This window comes from Plantimonas leprariae, from assembly GCF_008802405.1.
Lineage (GTDB): Bacteria > Pseudomonadota > Alphaproteobacteria > Rhizobiales > Rhizobiaceae > Plantimonas > Plantimonas leprariae.
This window is the reverse complement of record NZ_VZDO01000015.1, coordinates 98,962-114,301: the sequence shown is the minus strand read 5'-3', so window position 1 is coordinate 114,301 and position 15,340 is coordinate 98,962. Positions and strand designations below refer to the sequence as shown.

Annotated in this window: 17 protein-coding genes; 8 read left to right on the top strand and 9 right to left on the bottom strand. The window is 69.1% G+C overall.

Features of this window, described 5'->3' with window-relative positions:
• Positions 1–61: 61 nt before the first annotated feature.
• From murA to betB, 5 genes are all read right to left on the bottom strand, one after another.
• Positions 62–1,351 (bottom strand): UDP-N-acetylglucosamine 1-carboxyvinyltransferase, encoded by a 1,290-nt coding sequence (gene murA, locus F6X38_RS17510; RefSeq protein WP_150971897.1) that lies wholly within the window; start codon positions 1,349–1,351, stop codon positions 62–64.
• A 98-nt stretch (positions 1,352–1,449) separates the two neighbouring features.
• Positions 1,450–1,608: a hypothetical protein gene (locus F6X38_RS23720; protein ID WP_202618012.1), complete on the bottom strand. Its 159-nt coding sequence runs from the start codon at positions 1,606–1,608 to the stop codon at positions 1,450–1,452.
• Between the two features lie 58 nt (positions 1,609–1,666).
• The gene (locus F6X38_RS17505) at positions 1,667–2,389 is read right to left on the bottom strand and encodes an anti-sigma factor (protein WP_150971895.1); all 723 of its coding nucleotides are present in this window, start codon (positions 2,387–2,389) and stop codon (positions 1,667–1,669) included.
• On the bottom strand, positions 2,386–2,946 hold the full coding sequence (locus tag F6X38_RS17500) for a sigma-70 family RNA polymerase sigma factor (protein ID WP_150971893.1): 561 nt from the start codon (positions 2,944–2,946) through the stop codon (positions 2,386–2,388). Before F6X38_RS17500 ends, F6X38_RS17505 begins: the two co-directional genes overlap by 4 nt.
• Before the next feature lie 79 nt (positions 2,947–3,025).
• Positions 3,026–4,489 (bottom strand): betaine-aldehyde dehydrogenase, encoded by a 1,464-nt coding sequence (betB, locus tag F6X38_RS17495; protein WP_150971891.1) that lies wholly within the window; start codon positions 4,487–4,489, stop codon positions 3,026–3,028.
• A 131-nt stretch (positions 4,490–4,620) separates the two neighbouring features.
• On the opposite strand from betB, the gene F6X38_RS17490 reads away from it, so the two are divergent.
• Entirely contained in the window at positions 4,621–4,977 is a 357-nt protein-coding gene (locus F6X38_RS17490; protein WP_150971889.1) for a DUF427 domain-containing protein, read from the top strand.
• Between the two features lie 75 nt (positions 4,978–5,052).
• Complete coding sequence (locus F6X38_RS17485; RefSeq protein ID WP_150971887.1) at positions 5,053–5,415, top strand: DUF1236 domain-containing protein; 363 nt, start codon at positions 5,053–5,055, stop codon at positions 5,413–5,415.
• Positions 5,416–5,487: 72 nt separating this feature from the next.
• Here the strand turns inward: F6X38_RS17485 and F6X38_RS17480 are convergent, their stop codons facing one another.
• From F6X38_RS17480 to msrA, 3 genes are read right to left on the bottom strand one after another with little or no spacing between them, the layout of a single operon-like run.
• Positions 5,488–5,754: a hypothetical protein gene (locus F6X38_RS17480; protein WP_150971885.1), complete on the bottom strand. Its 267-nt coding sequence runs from the start codon at positions 5,752–5,754 to the stop codon at positions 5,488–5,490.
• A gap of 58 nt (positions 5,755–5,812) precedes the next feature.
• Positions 5,813–6,085 (bottom strand): Rdx family protein, encoded by a 273-nt coding sequence (locus F6X38_RS17475; RefSeq protein ID WP_281353078.1) that lies wholly within the window; start codon positions 6,083–6,085, stop codon positions 5,813–5,815.
• A 23-nt stretch (positions 6,086–6,108) separates the two neighbouring features.
• Positions 6,109–6,852 (bottom strand): peptide-methionine (S)-S-oxide reductase MsrA, encoded by a 744-nt coding sequence (msrA, locus tag F6X38_RS17470; protein WP_150971881.1) that lies wholly within the window; start codon positions 6,850–6,852, stop codon positions 6,109–6,111.
• Between the two features lie 216 nt (positions 6,853–7,068).
• Between msrA and F6X38_RS17465 the strand changes: the two genes are divergently transcribed.
• The 6 genes from F6X38_RS17465 to F6X38_RS17440 all read left to right on the top strand — a co-directional run bounded on the left by F6X38_RS17465 (position 7,069) and on the right by F6X38_RS17440 (position 14,171).
• Positions 7,069–7,608 carry a sigma-70 family RNA polymerase sigma factor gene (locus F6X38_RS17465; RefSeq protein ID WP_150971879.1) on the top strand — a complete coding sequence of 180 codons (540 nt, stop codon included), beginning with the start codon at positions 7,069–7,071 and terminating at the stop codon, positions 7,606–7,608.
• Positions 7,586–8,236, top strand: a complete 651-nt coding sequence (locus tag F6X38_RS17460) for an NrsF family protein (RefSeq protein ID WP_150971878.1) — start codon at positions 7,586–7,588, stop codon at positions 8,234–8,236. Before F6X38_RS17465 ends, F6X38_RS17460 begins: the two co-directional genes overlap by 23 nt.
• A gap of 97 nt (positions 8,237–8,333) precedes the next feature.
• Positions 8,334–11,195, top strand: a complete 2,862-nt coding sequence (locus tag F6X38_RS17455) for an ABC transporter transmembrane domain-containing protein (RefSeq protein ID WP_150971876.1) — start codon at positions 8,334–8,336, stop codon at positions 11,193–11,195.
• Positions 11,196–11,405: 210 nt separating this feature from the next.
• Positions 11,406–11,867 carry a cyclic nucleotide-binding domain-containing protein gene (locus tag F6X38_RS17450; RefSeq protein WP_150971874.1) on the top strand — a complete coding sequence of 154 codons (462 nt, stop codon included), beginning with the start codon at positions 11,406–11,408 and terminating at the stop codon, positions 11,865–11,867.
• An 83-nt stretch (positions 11,868–11,950) separates the two neighbouring features.
• On the top strand, positions 11,951–12,880 hold the full coding sequence (locus F6X38_RS17445) for an MBL fold metallo-hydrolase (RefSeq protein ID WP_246191409.1): 930 nt from the start codon (positions 11,951–11,953) through the stop codon (positions 12,878–12,880).
• Between the two features lie 13 nt (positions 12,881–12,893).
• Positions 12,894–14,171 carry an adenylate/guanylate cyclase domain-containing protein gene (locus F6X38_RS17440; RefSeq protein ID WP_150971873.1) on the top strand — a complete coding sequence of 426 codons (1,278 nt, stop codon included), beginning with the start codon at positions 12,894–12,896 and terminating at the stop codon, positions 14,169–14,171.
• An 18-nt stretch (positions 14,172–14,189) separates the two neighbouring features.
• Here the strand turns inward: F6X38_RS17440 and F6X38_RS17435 are convergent, their stop codons facing one another.
• Positions 14,190–15,293, bottom strand: coding sequence for an ABC transporter permease (locus F6X38_RS17435; RefSeq protein ID WP_150971963.1), 1,104 nt, complete (start codon positions 15,291–15,293; stop codon positions 14,190–14,192).
• Positions 15,294–15,340: the final 47 nt, after the last annotated feature.

The window sequence follows — 15,340 nt, the reverse complement described above, 5'->3', positions numbered from 1 at the left end:
GGCGATGGGGAGCGCCTTAAATCGGCTTCCTCCCCGCCTTTGGCAAGGGAGCCGCCGTCCGTCAGCTGGACAGGCGTTCGATCTCGGCGCCGCAGTTGCCGAGCTTCTCCTCCAGCCGCTCGAAGCCGCGATCGAGATGGTAGACGCGGTTCACCACGGTCTCGCCTTCCGCCACGAGACCGGCGATCACCAGCGACACGGAAGCGCGCAGGTCCGTCGCCATCACCGGCGCTCCGGCGAGCCGCGGCACGCCTTCGATCCGCGCAACCTGTCCGGCGAGCGAGATGCGCGCGCCGAGCCGGGCGAGCTCCTGCACATGCATGAAGCGGTTCTCGAAGATCGTCTCGGTGATCTGCGATGTGCCCTCGGCCCGCGTCATCAGCGCCATGAACTGCGCCTGAAGGTCGGTCGGAAAGCCCGGAAACGGGTCGGTCACGACGTCGACCGGCCGAAGCGCCGCGCCGTTGCGGGAAACACGGATGCCGTTCGCGACCGGTTCCACTGCGGCCCCTGCCTCGCGCAGCGCGTCGAGCGCCTTCTCCAGAAGGTCGGCGCGGGTGTTCTCCAGTGTCACGTCGCCGCCGGTCATCGCCACCGCCATGGCGTAGGTGCCGGTCTCGATCCGGTCCGGCAGGACGCGGTGGCGCGCGCCGGACAGTGCCTCGACGCCCTGGATACGAATCGTCGACGTGCCCGCGCCTTCGATCTTCGCGCCCATCGCGTTCAGGCATTCGGCGAGGTCCGCCACTTCCGGCTCGCGCGCGGCGTTCTCGATCACGGTCTCGCCCTTCGCCAGCGAGGCGGCCATCATCAGGACGTGGGTCGCGCCGACCGACACTTTCGGGAAGCGGTAGCGCGCCCCTCGCAAGCCTCCCTTGGCGGACGCCGCGACGTAGCCGTTCTCGATGTCGATCGAGGCGCCAAGCGCCTGCAAGCCCTCGATGAACAGGTCGACGGGCCGCGTGCCGATGGCGCAGCCGCCCGGCAGCGACACGCGCGCCTGATGCATGCGGGCGAGCAGCGGCCCGATCACCCAGAAGCTCGCCCGCATCTTGGAAACGAGCTCGTAGGGCGCGGTCGTGTCGATGATGGTGCGCGCGGTGAAGTGGATCGTCCGGCCGCTCGTGCCGCTCTGCCCGATGCGCTTGCCGGAGACGGCATAGTCGACGCCGTGGTTGCCGAGGATGCGGATCAGTTGCTCGACGTCGGCCAGATGCGGCACGTTCTCCAGCGTCAGGGTGTCGTCGGTCAGGAGCGAGGCGATCATCAGCGGCAGCGCGGCGTTCTTCGCGCCCGAGATCGGGATGGTGCCGACGAGCCGGTTGCCGCCCTTGATGCGAATGCGATCCATGATCTTCCCGTCCAGAGCGACCGGGAAGCCCCGTCGTCGAAAGATGACGCTCTATACCAGCGGGGCGGATGGTTCAAACGGAGCGGCGGAGCCTGCCGCTATTCCGGCCGGATGAACACGGCGAGGCCGAAGAGGAGGATAGCCCCGATGGCGATCTTCCAGGCGTCCGCCCGTCGCTCCAGCCCCGGCAGCCCCAACGGTCGGACGAGTTGCACCAGAACGGCGAGGACGAGGAGAATCGAGAGGAGCTTGCCCATCGCCTGCGACAGTAGGGCGGCGCCGCGGCGCGCTCAACCGCGTGGCGCCGCCGTCGCCTCAGATCCGCCGGAGCTGGCCGACGCCGATCACGGGACCGGTGGGCTTGCCGGTCGGGGAGCCGCCGGGCGGCTCGCGCGATACGGCAAGCGCCGCGCCGCCGCCGCCGACAAGGAGTTCGGGCGCGACGACGACCTCTGCCGGCCCTTCCGTCGGCAGGAGGCCGAGGGAGCGCGGCGTCCCGTCCGCACCGATCAGCCAGAGCTCGTTCGAATGGGCGGCGTCGGCGCCGGCCGAAACCGGGATCAGCGTCGCGCGGGAGGTGCGCGGATCGATCACCGCGGCATAGAGCGCCGCGCCGCCTTCCGGCGCGATCACCGCGGCGAGCGACGGCGGGCCGACGCGCGGCTGCGTTACCACGAAGAGCATGGCGAGGCTCGCGGCGAGCAGACCGAAGGAGCCGAGGCCGAACCATTTCCACAGGCGCGAGACGCCGCGTGCGGACGCGGACGGCGCGGCCGCCGGCGACCGGAAACGGATCATGCGGTCGAGCTGCGTCTCAACCGCATCCCAAGTGGTCGCGGGCGGCGCTTCCTCCCTCTCGTCCGCCAGCATCGGCGCGAAGCGGTGCTCCCAGGCCTCGATCCGGCGCTGCAGCGCCCCATCGCTGCGGGCGCGACGCTCGACGCGCCGCCGCTCGTCGGCATCGAGCACGCCGAGCACGTATTCGGCGGCGAGAAGCTCGTCCTCGGGCAGATCGTCCGGGAGCCGGGTATCGCTCATGCTTCGAGGCAACCCTTCAGCCGGATCAGGGCACGGCGGATGAGGCTCTTCATCGTGCCGAGCGGCACGCCGCCGCTGTTCGCCAGATCCTCGTAGGTGCGACCGCCGTAGAATGCGGCGACGACGGCGCCCCTCGCCCGCTCCTCCAGCGTTTCCAGACAGCCGGCGAGCCGCCGCGCCTCGTCGCCGGCTTCCAGCGCCGCCAGCGCTCCGGGCGCGCCGTCCTCGATCTCGGCCGCCGCTTCCAGCGGGCCGTGCGAGCGCCCCCGCGGCGCGATGGCGCGGAGCCGGTCGATGGCGCGGTTCCGCGCGATGGTCGCCAGCCACGTCACCGGGCTGGCGCGCGTCGCATCGAAGCGATCGGCCTTGTTCCACACCGCGAGATACGTTTCCTGGAGCACGTCTTCCGCTTCTTCCCTGTCGGGCAAGATACGCAGGATCGTGCCGAAAAGCTTCGCGGAGGTCCGGCGATAAACGTCCTGCAGGGCGGCGCGGTCGCCGCCTGCCACGGCATGGAGCCGGTCGACGAGATACTGGCGTCCCTGATCCGGCGTCACGGCGTTCCGCTAGAGGTTGTTGCGGGTGGAGACGAACAACGCTCGGGCGCGGTTGTCAATCGTGCCGCGACACTCCTCGTCAGTACGGCGCCTCCGCCGTCCCCATCTCGACATAGACGCTCTTGACCTGCGTGTAGTGTTCGATCGCGGCGCGGCCGTTCTCGCGCCCGATGCCGGACCGCTTCACGCCGCCGAACGGCATCTCGACGGGGGTGAGGTTGTAGGCGTTGATCCAGCAGGTACCGGCCTGGAGTTGCGCCACGACGCGGTGCGCCCGCTGGACGTCGCGCGTGAAGACGCCGGCCGCGAGGCCGAACTCGGTGGCGTTGGCGCGCGCCACCACCTCGTCCTCGCCGTCGAAGTCGAAGACGCTCATCACCGGTCCGAAGATCTCTTCCTTCGCGATGCGCATCCCGTCGGAAACGCCGGTGAAGACGGTCGGCTCGACGAAGAGCCCGTCCGGGAATCCCTCGACCCGCGCCGCCCGGCCGCCGCATTCGAGCGTCGCACCCTCCTCCTGCCCGAGCCGCATGTAGGCGAGGACACGCTCCATCTGCGCGCGCGACACGAGCGGGCCCATGCCGGTCGCCTCGTCCAGCGGGTCGCCGAGCCGGATCTTCGCGACGCGGGCGAGCAGCTTGCCGACGAAGGCGGCGCGGGCCGAGCGCTCGACGAAGACGCGCGTGCCGTTCGAGCAGATCTGACCGGCGGAATAGAAGTTGCCGAGGAGCGCGCCGGATACGGCCGCGTCGAGGTCCGCGTCGGCGAAGACGATCAGCGGCGACTTGCCGCCGAGTTCCAGCGTCACCGGCTTGATGGTCTCGGCGGCGGCCCGCATGACGCGCGAGCCCGTCGCGACCGAGCCCGTGACGGAGACCTTGGCGACCTTCGGATGCGCGACGAGGGCTGCGCCGACCTCGCCGGAGCCCTGCACGACGTTGAAGAGGCCCGCCGGCAGGCCGGCTTCGCCCAGAATCTCCGCGAGCTTCAGCGCGGAAAGCGGCGTCGTCTCGGACGGCTTGAACACCATGGCGTTGCCGCAGGCGAGCGCCGGCGCCGCCTTCCAGCAGGCGATCTGGATCGGGTAGTTCCACGCGCCGATCCCGGCGCAGACGCCGAGCGGCTCGCGCCGCGTGTAGACGAAGGATTGCCCGAGCTCGACGTGCTCGCCGCGGATGTCGCCGGCGAGGTTGGCGAACCAGTCGAGGCAGTCCGCGCCGGAAGCGGCGTCGGCCACCAGCGTCTCGGCGATCGGCTTGCCGGTGTCGAGGGTTTCGAGTTCCGACAGTTCGCGGTTCCGCTCCCTCAGAATCGCGGCGGCGCGCCGCAGCACCCGGCCGCGTTCCGCACCGCTCGTCCGGCCCCAAGCGACCTGCGCCCGCGCGGCGGACGCCACCGCGAGTTCCACCGCCGCCGGCGTCGCGACGTGGAGCCGGGCGATCGCCTCTCCGGTCGCGGGATAGAGGCTCTCGAACGGCGCGCCCTCGACGTCCTCGTGGAAGACGCCGTCGATGAAGTGGGAGGCGGGCGGCTGGGCGCGCATGGAAGCTCCTCTGGTTGCGGCGAAGCTTATCGGCCCGGCAGGGCGCGGTGTCGAGGCCGGGATACCGGAACCGCCGCCCCTCCCACCGGTTTCCTCGGCTGGAAGCCCGTCAGACGAGGAGCGAGCCGCCGATGAGCGCCGCCGAGCAGAAGCCCTACATCACCATCGAGCGCGAGACGCGACCGGTGAACGTGATGATGAACGACAACATCGTCGCCACCACGAAGGAAGCGCTGATCCTGAAGGAAGGCGACTATCCGCCGGTCTACTACATCCCGAAGGATCACGTGGCGATGGAGTTCTTCCTTCCCACCGATAAGCGCACCACCTGCCCGCACAAGGGCGAGGCGCGCTACTGGACGATCTCCGGCCAGGGTCGAGCGCTCGAGAACGCCGCCTGGGCCTACGACGATCCGCACGCCGCGGTCTCGGCCATCGCCGGGCACGTCGCCTTCTATCCGGACAAGCTGCGCATCGAGGTGGGTTGACACCCACGGAACGTTTTGTCGCAGGCCGCAGTTATCGCGCCCAGAAGGGTTCACGAAGAACAAGGACTGGATTTCATGCGTAAGTTCCTGATGGCCGCGGCTGCCGGCGCCCTCCTCACCGCTCCGGCGTTCGCCGAGACCGTGGTGATCGATAGCGCCCCCGCGCCCGTGACCACCACCCGGACCACGACCACCGTGACCAGCACGGACGGCACCATGCCGGGCGACGAGATCCCGGCCGAGGTCACCACCTACGTGCAGCAGAACCCGATCGACGCCGCGCCCGTGCTGGAAGGCCGGCTGGTCGATGGCGCGATCATCCCGCCGGACGTGACGCTGACGCCGGTACAGGGCTACAGCGGCTACTCTTACTTCTATCAGGACGGCGCGCCGGTGATCGTCAACTCCGATCGCAAGGTCATCCGGATCGTCCGCTGATCCGACGCCGACCGATATCGAAAGGCCGTCCCGGCTCGTCGCAGGGGCGGCCTTTCCTTTATCAGCAGAGCTTCAACGTCGCGCGTCAGCCGATTTTTTCTTTGCAGTCGAATCGGCCGCCATCAGGAAACCGACGACGATCTCGCCGAGCGGCGAAAGAATGACGAAGAAGAAGGTGGCTGCGCTGCCGCCGGCGACAAAAGCTCCGGCCGATCGAAGCCCATCCATTCCCAAAATCCCGCCGAATGCGGCGACGAACGCCCCTAGTACGGCGGTGAAGATCGATCCAAAAAGGACAAACCATAGGAGAAACCGAACAAGGCGCTGAAAGCTCGTCATTCGTCTTTGGCGGCAACGCTCGAAATCGGGATGGTGCCGAGATCCTATCGCTGACGACTTAAGATTTGCGGTCGCTGTGGCCGAGGTCACGGCCGGGGTCGATCACGTCCCGGACGCGCTGCTTCAGGACCTTCGCGTCCGGGAAGCCGCCGTCGCGCTTGCGCTCCCAGACAAGTTCGTCGCCGCAGCGGACCTCGAAGACGCCGCCCGTGCCGGGCAGGAGGGCGACCTCCCCCAGATCGGTGCCGAAGGTCGAAAGGAGTTCCTGCGCCATCCAGCCGGCACGCAGAAGCCACTGGCACTGCGTACAGTAGGTGATCGAAACCCTCACGCCTCCGGCCACGCCGCGCCCTTTCAGCTCTTCGCGGCGGAGACCAGCACCGGGTCCGCCCGGTATTCCGCCGGGAACAGCCGCTTCAGGTTCTCAACCTTCGGCAGGTCGTTGTAGACGATGTAGGGATAGGTCGGGTTCTGGGCGAGGAAGTCCTGGTGATAGGCCTCCGCCGGGAAGAAGCCGGAGGCCGCCGGCGTCGTGGTGGTGACGATCTTCGCGGGATAGATCTTCGCCGCGCCGAGCTGGGCGATATAGGCATCCGCCACCCGCTTCTGCGCGTCGTTCACAGGGAACACCGCCGAGCGGTACTGCGTGCCGTGATCCGGCCCCTGCGCATTCAGGGTCGTCGGGTCGTGCGCGACCGAGAAGTAGATGCGCAGCAGCTCGCCGTAGCTGACGACCTTCGGGTCGAAGGTGATCTTCACCGTTTCCGCGTGGCCGGTGGTGCCGGTCGAGACCGCCTCGTAGGACGGGTCCTTAGTTTCGCCGCCGGCATAGCCGGATACGGCGCTCGTGACGCCCTTCACGTGCTGGAAGACGCCCTGGACGCCCCAGAAGCAGCCGCCGGCGACGAGCGCCGTCTGCTCGCCGGCGGTACCGGCGTCATCGACCGCCGGCTTCGGCAGGGTCCACGCCTCTTCGGCGGCGGAAGCGGTCAACCCGCCGGACGAGAGCGCGGCGGCGGCCAGGAGCGCCAGCCCCGCCGCAGCGGGAACGACGGTCTTGAGGGAGGGAAGCGGTAAGCCTCGACGGTCTGAGCGCATGGCGGGACGTCCTTCGAACGGTTCGGTTGCAGGGTGCGGCGGAATCGCGGCGGCGCGAAGGCGGGCGGAACGTGCCCGTCGTCGGACGCTTGACGGGAAGTTCGCGCCGCCACAGCTTCGGTTACACGGGCGGCACCGACTGCGGCGCGCGAAGCCCACCCCGAACCGAACGGGATTCGAAGCGGTTTCTTGGCCAGGATACCTTACGAACCCCGAATGACGGAGCGGATGCGCGCGGCCCTCGCCGGAGATGCCGGGGCGTACCGGCTGCTCCTCGCCGAAGCCGCCGAACTCCTCGAAGGCTATTTCGCCCGTCGCCTTGTGGCAGGCCGGCGCGCCGACGTGGACGATCTCGTGCAGGAAACGCTGCTCGCCATTCACCAGCGCCGGATGACCTTCGACCCCACGCGCCCGTTCACCGTCTGGCTGCACGCGATCGCCCGCTATAAGCTCGTCGATTATTTTCGCAGGAATCGACAGCGGGTGACGATACCGATCGAGGATGCGGACGAACTACTGTCCGTGGAGCACGAGGCGGCGACGAGCGCGCGGCTCGACGTCGACCGTCTCCTCGCCACGGTTCCGGAGCGCACCCGCGCCGTGATCCGGGACGTCAAGCTCGACGGCCGCTCGGTCGCCGAGACAGCCGCGGCGCGGGGCATGTCGGAGGCCTCGGTGAAGGTGACCGTGCATCGGGGTGTCAGGAGCCTCGCCGCCAGGATGGGAAGAAGCAATGCCGACCGCGGCGACGAATGACCTGATCGAAGGCCTCGTGACGGACCTGACGCCGGCCCGGCGTTCGGCGGTTTTCGGCCGCCTGTCGCTCGGCGCCGGTGCCGGCGCGCTGGTGGCCATCGCCGCCACGGCGCTCTGGCTCGGGCCGCGCCCCGACCTCGCCGTCGCCGCCGCGCTGCCCTCGTTCTGGATCAAGGCCGCCTATACGCTGGTTGCGGCCGTGGCGGGCCTGCTCGCGGTCGAGCGCCTCTCCCGCCCCGGTGGCCGCGCCGCGGCCGGAACGCGGCTCGCCGCTCTCGCCTTCCTCGCGGTCGTCGTGCTGGCGGCGGGCCAGATGGCGGCGGGCATGGAGGACGGCCGGCCGATGTTCCTTGGGCGCAGCGCCGAGTACTGTCCGTTCGCGATCTTCGCTCTGGCGCTGCCGGTGCTGGCGGGAACGGTCTGGGCGATGCGCGGCCTCGGACCGACGCGCCCCGTCGCCGCCGGGCTCGGCGCCGGCCTCTTCGCGGGCGCGGTGGCGTCCTTCGTCTATTCCTTCTCCTGCGCCGAGCGGAGCATCCCGTTCCTCGCGAGCTGGTACACTCTCGGCATCGTCCTCGCCGGCCTCGCCGGCCTCGCCGCCGGACGGGCGGGCCTCCTGCGCTGGTAGTCGCCTCGCCCGCGCTCCTGCTGGTGCGCGTCTTCCGCACCTGCTAACATCATCGACGCTCTCGCGACCGGGGGCACCCAACGCCCGAAAGGCGCGAATGGCGATCACCCTCTACGGCTACACCTGGCGGCATACCAGGCGCGCTCAGCTCTGGATGCTGGTCGTGGTCGCCGTGTCGATCATCCCGCTCTTCCTGTCGCTGAACCTGCCGAAGCTGATCGTCAACGGTCCGATCCAGGGCGAGGGCTTCGAGCAGGTCGGAGCGACGCGCGAATACCTGCGCACCGCGATCCCCCTGCCCCATTGGCTGAGCTCGGCCGGCGAGCTCGTCGTCTTCCCCGGCATCCACTTCGGCCGGATGGAGGCGCTCTACGTCCTCAGCGGCCTGTTCTTGGCGCTCGTCATCATCAACGGCGCGTTCAAGTACTACATCAACACCTACAAGGGCCGGCTCGGCGAACGGATGCTCCGGCGCATGCGCTACGAGTTCGTCGACCTGATCCTGCGCTTTCCGATCGGGCGCTTCCGCCAGCTCCGCGCCTCCGAACTGTCCTCCATGGTCAAGGACGAGCTGGAGCCGATCGGCGGCTTCATCGGCGATGCCGTCGTGACGCCGGTCTACCTGATCAGCCAGGTGCTGACGGCCATCGTCTTCATCTTCATCCAGTCGGTCTCGCTCGGGCTCGTCGCGCTCGGCGTGATGATGATCCAGGTTATCCTCATCCCGCGCATGCGGCGGCGGCTCCTGGTGCTCGGCCGGCAGCGGCAGTTGACCGCCCGGCAGTTCGCCGGCCGCGTCGGCGAGATCGTCGAGAGCATCTCCTCGATCCACGCCAACGACACGGCGAACTACGAGCGGGCGGGCGTGTCGGAGGAGCTCGGGCGCATCTTCCTGATCCGCTTCGACATCTACCAGTGGAAGTTCCTGGTCAAGTTCCTGAACAACTTCCTCGCGCAGCTCACGCCCTTCATCTTCTACCTGTTCGGCGGCTATTTCGCGATCACCGGCCATCTCGACATCGGCCAGCTCGTCGCGGTGATCGCGGCCTACAAGGACCTGCCCTCGCCGCTGAAGGACCTGATCGACTGGGACCAGCTCCGCCTCGACGTGCAGGTGAAGTTCGAGCAGGTGGTCGAGCAGTTCTACATCCAGAACCTGTCGGACGCCGCGCTCACCGCACCGGCGCCGGAGCGCGTCGCGGCGCTGGCCGGCGGCTTCGCGCTGGCGGGTGCGGCGCTGACCGACGAGAACGGCGGCCGCGTGCTCGACCCGGTGACGCTCGACCTGCCGCTGAATCAGCGCGTCGCGGCGGTCGGCCCGATCGGCGAGGGCGGCGAGGCTTTCGCCGAGATGCTGGTACGCCTGCGGAGCACCACGGCGGGCGAGCTCTCGCTCGGCGACCGGCCGCTCGGCGCGATGCCGGAATCCGTCACCGGCCGGCGCATCGCCTATGTCGACGCGGCGACCTACTTCCCGCGCACCACGCTGCGTCAGTCCCTCCTCTACGGGCTGATGCACCACCCCGTGACCCGGCACGAGACGACGTCCTCCCGGAAGGCCGATCTTGCCGCCCTCGAGACGAAACTCTCCGGCAACACCGCCCTCGACATCGCGGACGACTGGATCGACTACGAGGACATCGGCGTCGCGGCGCCGGACGGGCTCGGGGCCTATCTCGGCGAGATCCTGGCGCTGGTCGGCCTCGAACGCGATGTCCGGCTCTTCGGCCTGCGCTCGCGCGTGCCGGAGGAGCACGCGGTGGACGACGTCGAGGAGCATATCCTAGCCGCCCGCCGAGCCTTCCGGGAAAGCCTCGCCGAGGCGGGCATGGAGGACTACGTCGAGCCGTTCGACGTCGAGCGCTACATCCGCAACGCGACGATCATGGAGAACATCGTGTTCGGCGCGCCGCGCGACCCGCGCGCCGGGCTCGCCCAGCTCTGGATCAACGAGAACACCCGCGCCGTGGTGCGCGAGACGGGCCTCGCGGAGCGGCTCTACGGCATCGGCCGCGACATCGCCTCGAACATGATCGACCTCTTCGGCGATCTGGAGCCCGGCAATCCGCTGCTGCAGCGCATGACGGTGATGACCGCAGAGGACCTTGCCACCTACCGGCAGCTGCTCGGGCGGAGCGGCAACGAGGACTTCGAGCGCGCCCCGGACGCCGACCGCGTCGCCTTCATCCGCCTCGCCTTCTCCTACATCGAGACGCGCGACCGCCTCGGCCTCGTCGACGACGAGGTGATGCGCAACGTCGTGGAAACGCGGCATCTCCTGCGCGAGCGCTTGCCGAAGGAAATGGAGGAAGTGCTGGTCTTCCACGACGCGGACCGTTTCAACCCAGCGACGAGCGTGCAGGACAACGTCCTCTTCGGCCGCATCGCCACCGACCTCGCCAATGCGGGCGACGCGGTAGAAGGGCTGCTCCTGAAGGACCTCGACGAGCTCGGCCTCGGCGGCATCGTGCAGGAGGCCGGCCTCACCTACGACATCGGCTCGGGCGCGAAGCGCTTGTCGCTCGGCCAGCAGCAGAAGCTGGCGCTCGCCCGCGCGCTCACGAAAGCGCCCGACTATCTGGTGGTGAACCGCGGCCTGTCGGCGCTCGACGGCGACTCGCAGAGCCGGATCGTCGGCGCGACGCTGGAGCGGGCCGCGAACGGCCCCCGCCCCTTCGGCGCGTTCTGGGTCGTCGCCTCGGCGCGGGACGCCAAGCTGTTCGAACGCGTGCTCGAATTCCGCGACGGTCGGCTCGTCGCGGACGAGACGGTCGGCGGCGGCGAGATGCCGGACGCGGTGGAGAACCCGGAGCGGCATCCGGAGGCCAGCCCCGGCGCCGCCGAGACGGCAGCCGGCAGCGAATCGGCGGAATCGAAGCCCGTCGAGGCCGCGAAGGACCGCGACGCGGCCGAACGGGAGGAGAAGACGCGGTCGGAAACCCCGGCTGCGGCGGAATGATGATGGGCCCGATCGGGTGAAACGCCCCGTTTCGGGCGGCAATGCCGGGGATCGCGCGATTTTCGCGCATGCCCCGCACTTGAAGATCACGTCGAAATGAAATCTTATCGGGTGGCGAAAACAAGATACGCGGCGGACGGCCAGTAACCGACCCCATGGAAACTCCGGTCCCGTCGCGGCGTTTCTGCCTTTGAGGAGAGCGCCTCGGAGATGAGCCTTCTGAAGAACGAGGTGGACGTGCTGAAGCGCGTTCCGTTGTTCTCGGGTGTGGATGCGGCGAAGCTGAAGCTTCTCGCCTTCACCTCGAAGGTCGTCCGCTACAAGGCGAGCGAGGTGCTGTTCCGCCAGAACGACGTCGGCGATAGCGCCTACGTGATCCTGTCCGGCACGGCCCGCGTCTTCGTCGACGGGCCGGACGGCGAGATCGAGCTGGCGCAGGTGGGCGAGACCGACTTCGTCGGCGAGATCGCCATCCTCTGCGACGTGCCGCGCACCGCGACCGTCGCGGCGACCAGCGACCTCACCGCGCTGCGCGTCTCGAAGGAAGCCTTCGCCGAATTCATGATCACCTTCCCGACGATGAGCGTCGCGATGATGCGCGAGCTCGGCTTCCGCCTCAGCCGCACCACCGCCGAGCTCGTCGCCTCCGAACGGCGCCATGCGCACGCGTGACGTCGCGCGGGGACAGCCGGACAAGCCGACCGACATGGCAGCCGACACCTCCAACCCAGACCGGCAACCGGAACACCGAAGCCATGCGCGCCGGCCCTGATCCGCACGCCGAGGCGCGCAGCATGGCGGCGGCCGGGGTCGGCGGCTTCGAGGTCGTCGTCTGGGGCGCGCGCGGCACCCTGCCCGGCTGCGGGCCGAACCAGGTCGCCTTCGGCACCGAAACCTGCTGCGTCGAGATGCGCGTCGGCGGCCGCCGGCTGATCTTCGACGCCGGGACCGGCATCGTCACCCTCGGGCGCGAGATGGCGGCGGAAGAGGTCCGCGACATCGACATCTTCTTCAGCCACGCCCACTACGACCACATCATGGGCCTGCCGTTCTTCGTGCCCTTCTACAAGCCGGGGACTCGCGTCTCGGTCTCGCTCGGCCACATGCTGGACGGGCGGCTCGCGGGCGAACTGGTGGCCGACCTCATGCGCGCGCCGTTCCTGCCGATCGGCCCGAAGATCTTCCAGGCCGAGATCGAGTACATGACCTTCAAGCCAGGCGACGTCCTCGAACCCGGCCCCGGCATCGCGGTGAAGACGGCGCGGCTGAACCATCCGAACGGCGCGGTGGGCTTCCGCGTCGAGTATGGCGGGCGTGCCGCCGCCTACGTTACGGACACCGAGCACGTGCCGGGACAGACCGACAAGGCCGTCCTCTCCCTGTTCCGGAACGCCGACGTCGTGTTCTACGACACGTCCTACACCGAAGCGGAGATGGCGAAGTTCAAGGGCTTCGGCCACTCCTCCTGGGAAGAGGGCGTCCGGCTGGCGAAGGCCGCGAACACCAAGCGGCTCGTCCTGTTCCACCACTCCCACATGCGCGACGACGACGCGTTGGCCGCGATCGAGCGCGAAGCGAAGGCCGCCTTCGCCGGGGCGGTGGTCGGGCGCACCGGCATGCGGTTCGCGCTGGAGCCGGTGCCGGAACCGGCGCGGCCGCGGCGCGAGGCGGAGCGCGTGCGGTGAAGGCGCCGGCGCGGTGACGCGCGCTGCCGACAGCCCGCTCGTCGACCGGCTCGGCGAATGGCTGATCGACCGGGCCCTCGCCGAACATCCCGCGATCGAGACGTTCGAGCAGTTCTGCATCCGCCTGAAGGCGATCGGCCTGCCGGTCGCCCGGTGCCGCGTGACCTGGCCGACGCTGCATCCCTTGTTCAGCGCCGAGACCATGCTGTGGCGGGACGGGCAAGAGATGGAATTCCGCCAGTTCCCGCATCAGGACTCTGACAGCGAGGAATGGCGGGAAAGCCCGGCGCGCTGGATGCTCGACAACGGCATCGTCGTGATGCGCCGGCGCCTTGCGGGCGACGAGCCGCAGCTCGACTTCCCGCTCCTCGCCGACCTCGCGGGCCAAGGCTACACCGACTTCCTCGCGCTTCGCACGCCGCTCTCCGGCAAGGTCCACACGGTCTCGCGCGAGCGCGACGCCTTCGGCCTCTACGTCACTTGGGTTTCCGACCGGGCGAGCGGCTTCTCGGACGGTGACGTGGAAGTGCTCCTCCGCCTGCAGCGCTTCTACGCGGTCGCCGCCAAGACGGCGCTGCAGCCCCGCATGACGGAGAATATCGCCAACACCTATCTCGGCGAGACGGTCGGCCGGCAGGTGCTCGCCGGCCAGATCAAGCTCGGCAGCGGCCAGCGGACGCGGGCCCTCGTGTGGTACTCGGACCTGCGCAACTCGACGCAGTTCTCGGAAACGCTGCTCGAGGCGGACTATCTCGACCTTCTCAACGACTATTTCAGTTGCGTCGCGGAGGCCGCGCTCGATGCCGGCGGCGAGATCCTCGCTTTCATCGGCGACGCGGTGCTGGCGATCTTCCCCGTGCCGGAGGAAAGCGAATGCCGCGCCGGCTCGCCCGGCGAGGCGAGGCTGGACCAAGTGGCGCTCGCCGCGACCGACGCGGCGCGGGGTGCGCTCGCGGCGGCCGAAGCCGTCAACGGCGGCCGGCGCGCGGCAGGACGTCCGACCTTCCGTTTCGGGATCGCCATGAACATCGGCGAGGTGATGTTCGGCAATATCGGCATCGACCGCCGCCTGTCCTTCTCCGTCATCGGCACGACCGTGAACGAGGTCGCGCGCATCGAGACGATGACGAAGATGCTCGGCACAGCGGTGCTCGCCACCCGCGCGGTCGCCGAGGCCGCGCCGGGCGCATGGGACACGCGCGGCGCGCATCCCTTGCGCGGCTTCGAGCAACCGGTCGAACTCTTTGCGCTCGCCGAGGCGAACGGCGAGGCGAAGATCGCGGCGGAGTAGGAAGCGGCCGGTCTTTCGTCAGTGCGAGTAGGGGTCGACCGCGTCGCGCAGCCCGTCGCCGAGGAACGAGAAGGCGAGCACCGTCAGCATCACCGGCACCATCGGGAACAGGAGCCACGGATAGAGCGCGACCGCCTCGATGTTCTGCGCTTCCGACAGGAGCACGCCCCAGCTCGTGATCGGCGGGCGAAGCCCGAGGCCGAGGAAGGAGAGCGCCGTCTCGGCGAGGATCATCGAGGGGATCGACAGCGAGGCCGAGGCGATGAGATGGCTCATGAAGTTCGGCAGCAGGTGCCGGGCGATGATGCGCGAGGGCTTCGCGCCCATCATCACGGCGGCAGCGGTGAAGTCCTCCTCGCGCAAGGAAAGGAGCTTTGAGCGCACGGCACGCGCCAGCGCCGGCCAGTCGAGCAGCGCCAGGATGATGGTGATGCCGAAATAGACGACGATCGGGCTCCAGGTCACGGGCAGCGCCGCCGAGAGCGCCAGCCAAAGCGGCAGTTCGGGGATCGAGCGCAGCGTCTCGGTGGTGCGCTGCACCCACCAGTCGATCCGGCCGCCGAAATAGCCGGCGAGACCGCCGAACAGGAGGCCGAGCACGAAGGAGATCGTGACGCCGACGAGGCCGACGGTGAGCGAGATCCGTGCGCCGTGGATCAGCCGCGACAGCATGTCGTGCCCGAGCCGGTCGGTGCCGAGCGGGAAGAGCGTGCCGCCTTCCGGCGGGCAGACGAGGTGGAAGTCGCCCTCGACGAGGCCCCAGAACTCGTAGCGGTCGCCGGAGCAGAGGAAGCGGATCGGTTGCGGCTGCGAGCGGTCCTCCGTGTAGCGGCGCTGCAGCGTATCGAGATCGAGCGTGCCGGTCGTCTTATAGGTGAACGGCCCGATGAAACGGCCCTCGTGGAAGAGGTGGATCGGCTGCGGCGGCATGAAGATGTGCTGGGTGTTGCGCGTCTCCAGCCCGTAGGGCGCGATGATCTCCGTGAAGAACACCGCCAGATAGGCGGGCACGAGAAAGACCAGCGCCACCATGGCGATGCGATGCTTGCGGAAGCGCCACCAGATGAGCTGGCGCTGCGAGGCGCGCATGTACTTCTCGGAATAGCTCGACCCTTCCGCCATCGTGCGCTGCGGGTCGAAGGGCGCCGTCGAGACGGTATGTTCGAGCG

Excerpts from the sequence above, each read along its gene's own strand:
- F6X38_RS17505 (WP_150971895.1), bottom strand. The coding sequence starts at position 2,389 with ATGAGCGATACCCGGCTCCCGGACGATCTGCCCGAGGACGAGCTTCTC.
- murA (WP_150971897.1), bottom strand. The coding sequence starts at position 1,351 with ATGGATCGCATTCGCATCAAGGGCGGCAACCGGCTCGTCGGCACCATC.
- F6X38_RS17480 (WP_150971885.1), bottom strand. The coding sequence starts at position 5,754 with ATGACGAGCTTTCAGCGCCTTGTTCGGTTTCTCCTATGGTTTGTCCTT.
- F6X38_RS17445 (WP_246191409.1), top strand. The coding sequence starts at position 11,951 with ATGCGCGCCGGCCCTGATCCGCACGCCGAGGCGCGCAGCATGGCGGCG.
- F6X38_RS17455 (WP_150971876.1), top strand. The coding sequence starts at position 8,334 with ATGGCGATCACCCTCTACGGCTACACCTGGCGGCATACCAGGCGCGCT.
- betB (WP_150971891.1), bottom strand. The coding sequence starts at position 4,489 with ATGCGCGCCCAGCCGCCCGCCTCCCACTTCATCGACGGCGTCTTCCAC.
- F6X38_RS17450 (WP_150971874.1), top strand. The coding sequence starts at position 11,406 with ATGAGCCTTCTGAAGAACGAGGTGGACGTGCTGAAGCGCGTTCCGTTG.
- F6X38_RS17485 (WP_150971887.1), top strand. The coding sequence starts at position 5,053 with ATGCGTAAGTTCCTGATGGCCGCGGCTGCCGGCGCCCTCCTCACCGCT.
- F6X38_RS17490 (WP_150971889.1), top strand. The coding sequence starts at position 4,621 with ATGAGCGCCGCCGAGCAGAAGCCCTACATCACCATCGAGCGCGAGACG.
- F6X38_RS17460 (WP_150971878.1), top strand. The coding sequence starts at position 7,586 with ATGCCGACCGCGGCGACGAATGACCTGATCGAAGGCCTCGTGACGGAC.
- F6X38_RS17435 (WP_150971963.1), bottom strand. The coding sequence starts at position 15,293 with ATGGCGGAAGGGTCGAGCTATTCCGAGAAGTACATGCGCGCCTCGCAG.
- F6X38_RS17465 (WP_150971879.1), top strand. The coding sequence starts at position 7,069 with ATGACGGAGCGGATGCGCGCGGCCCTCGCCGGAGATGCCGGGGCGTAC.
- msrA (WP_150971881.1), bottom strand. The coding sequence starts at position 6,852 with ATGCGCTCAGACCGTCGAGGCTTACCGCTTCCCTCCCTCAAGACCGTC.
- F6X38_RS23720 (WP_202618012.1), bottom strand. The coding sequence starts at position 1,608 with ATGGGCAAGCTCCTCTCGATTCTCCTCGTCCTCGCCGTTCTGGTGCAA.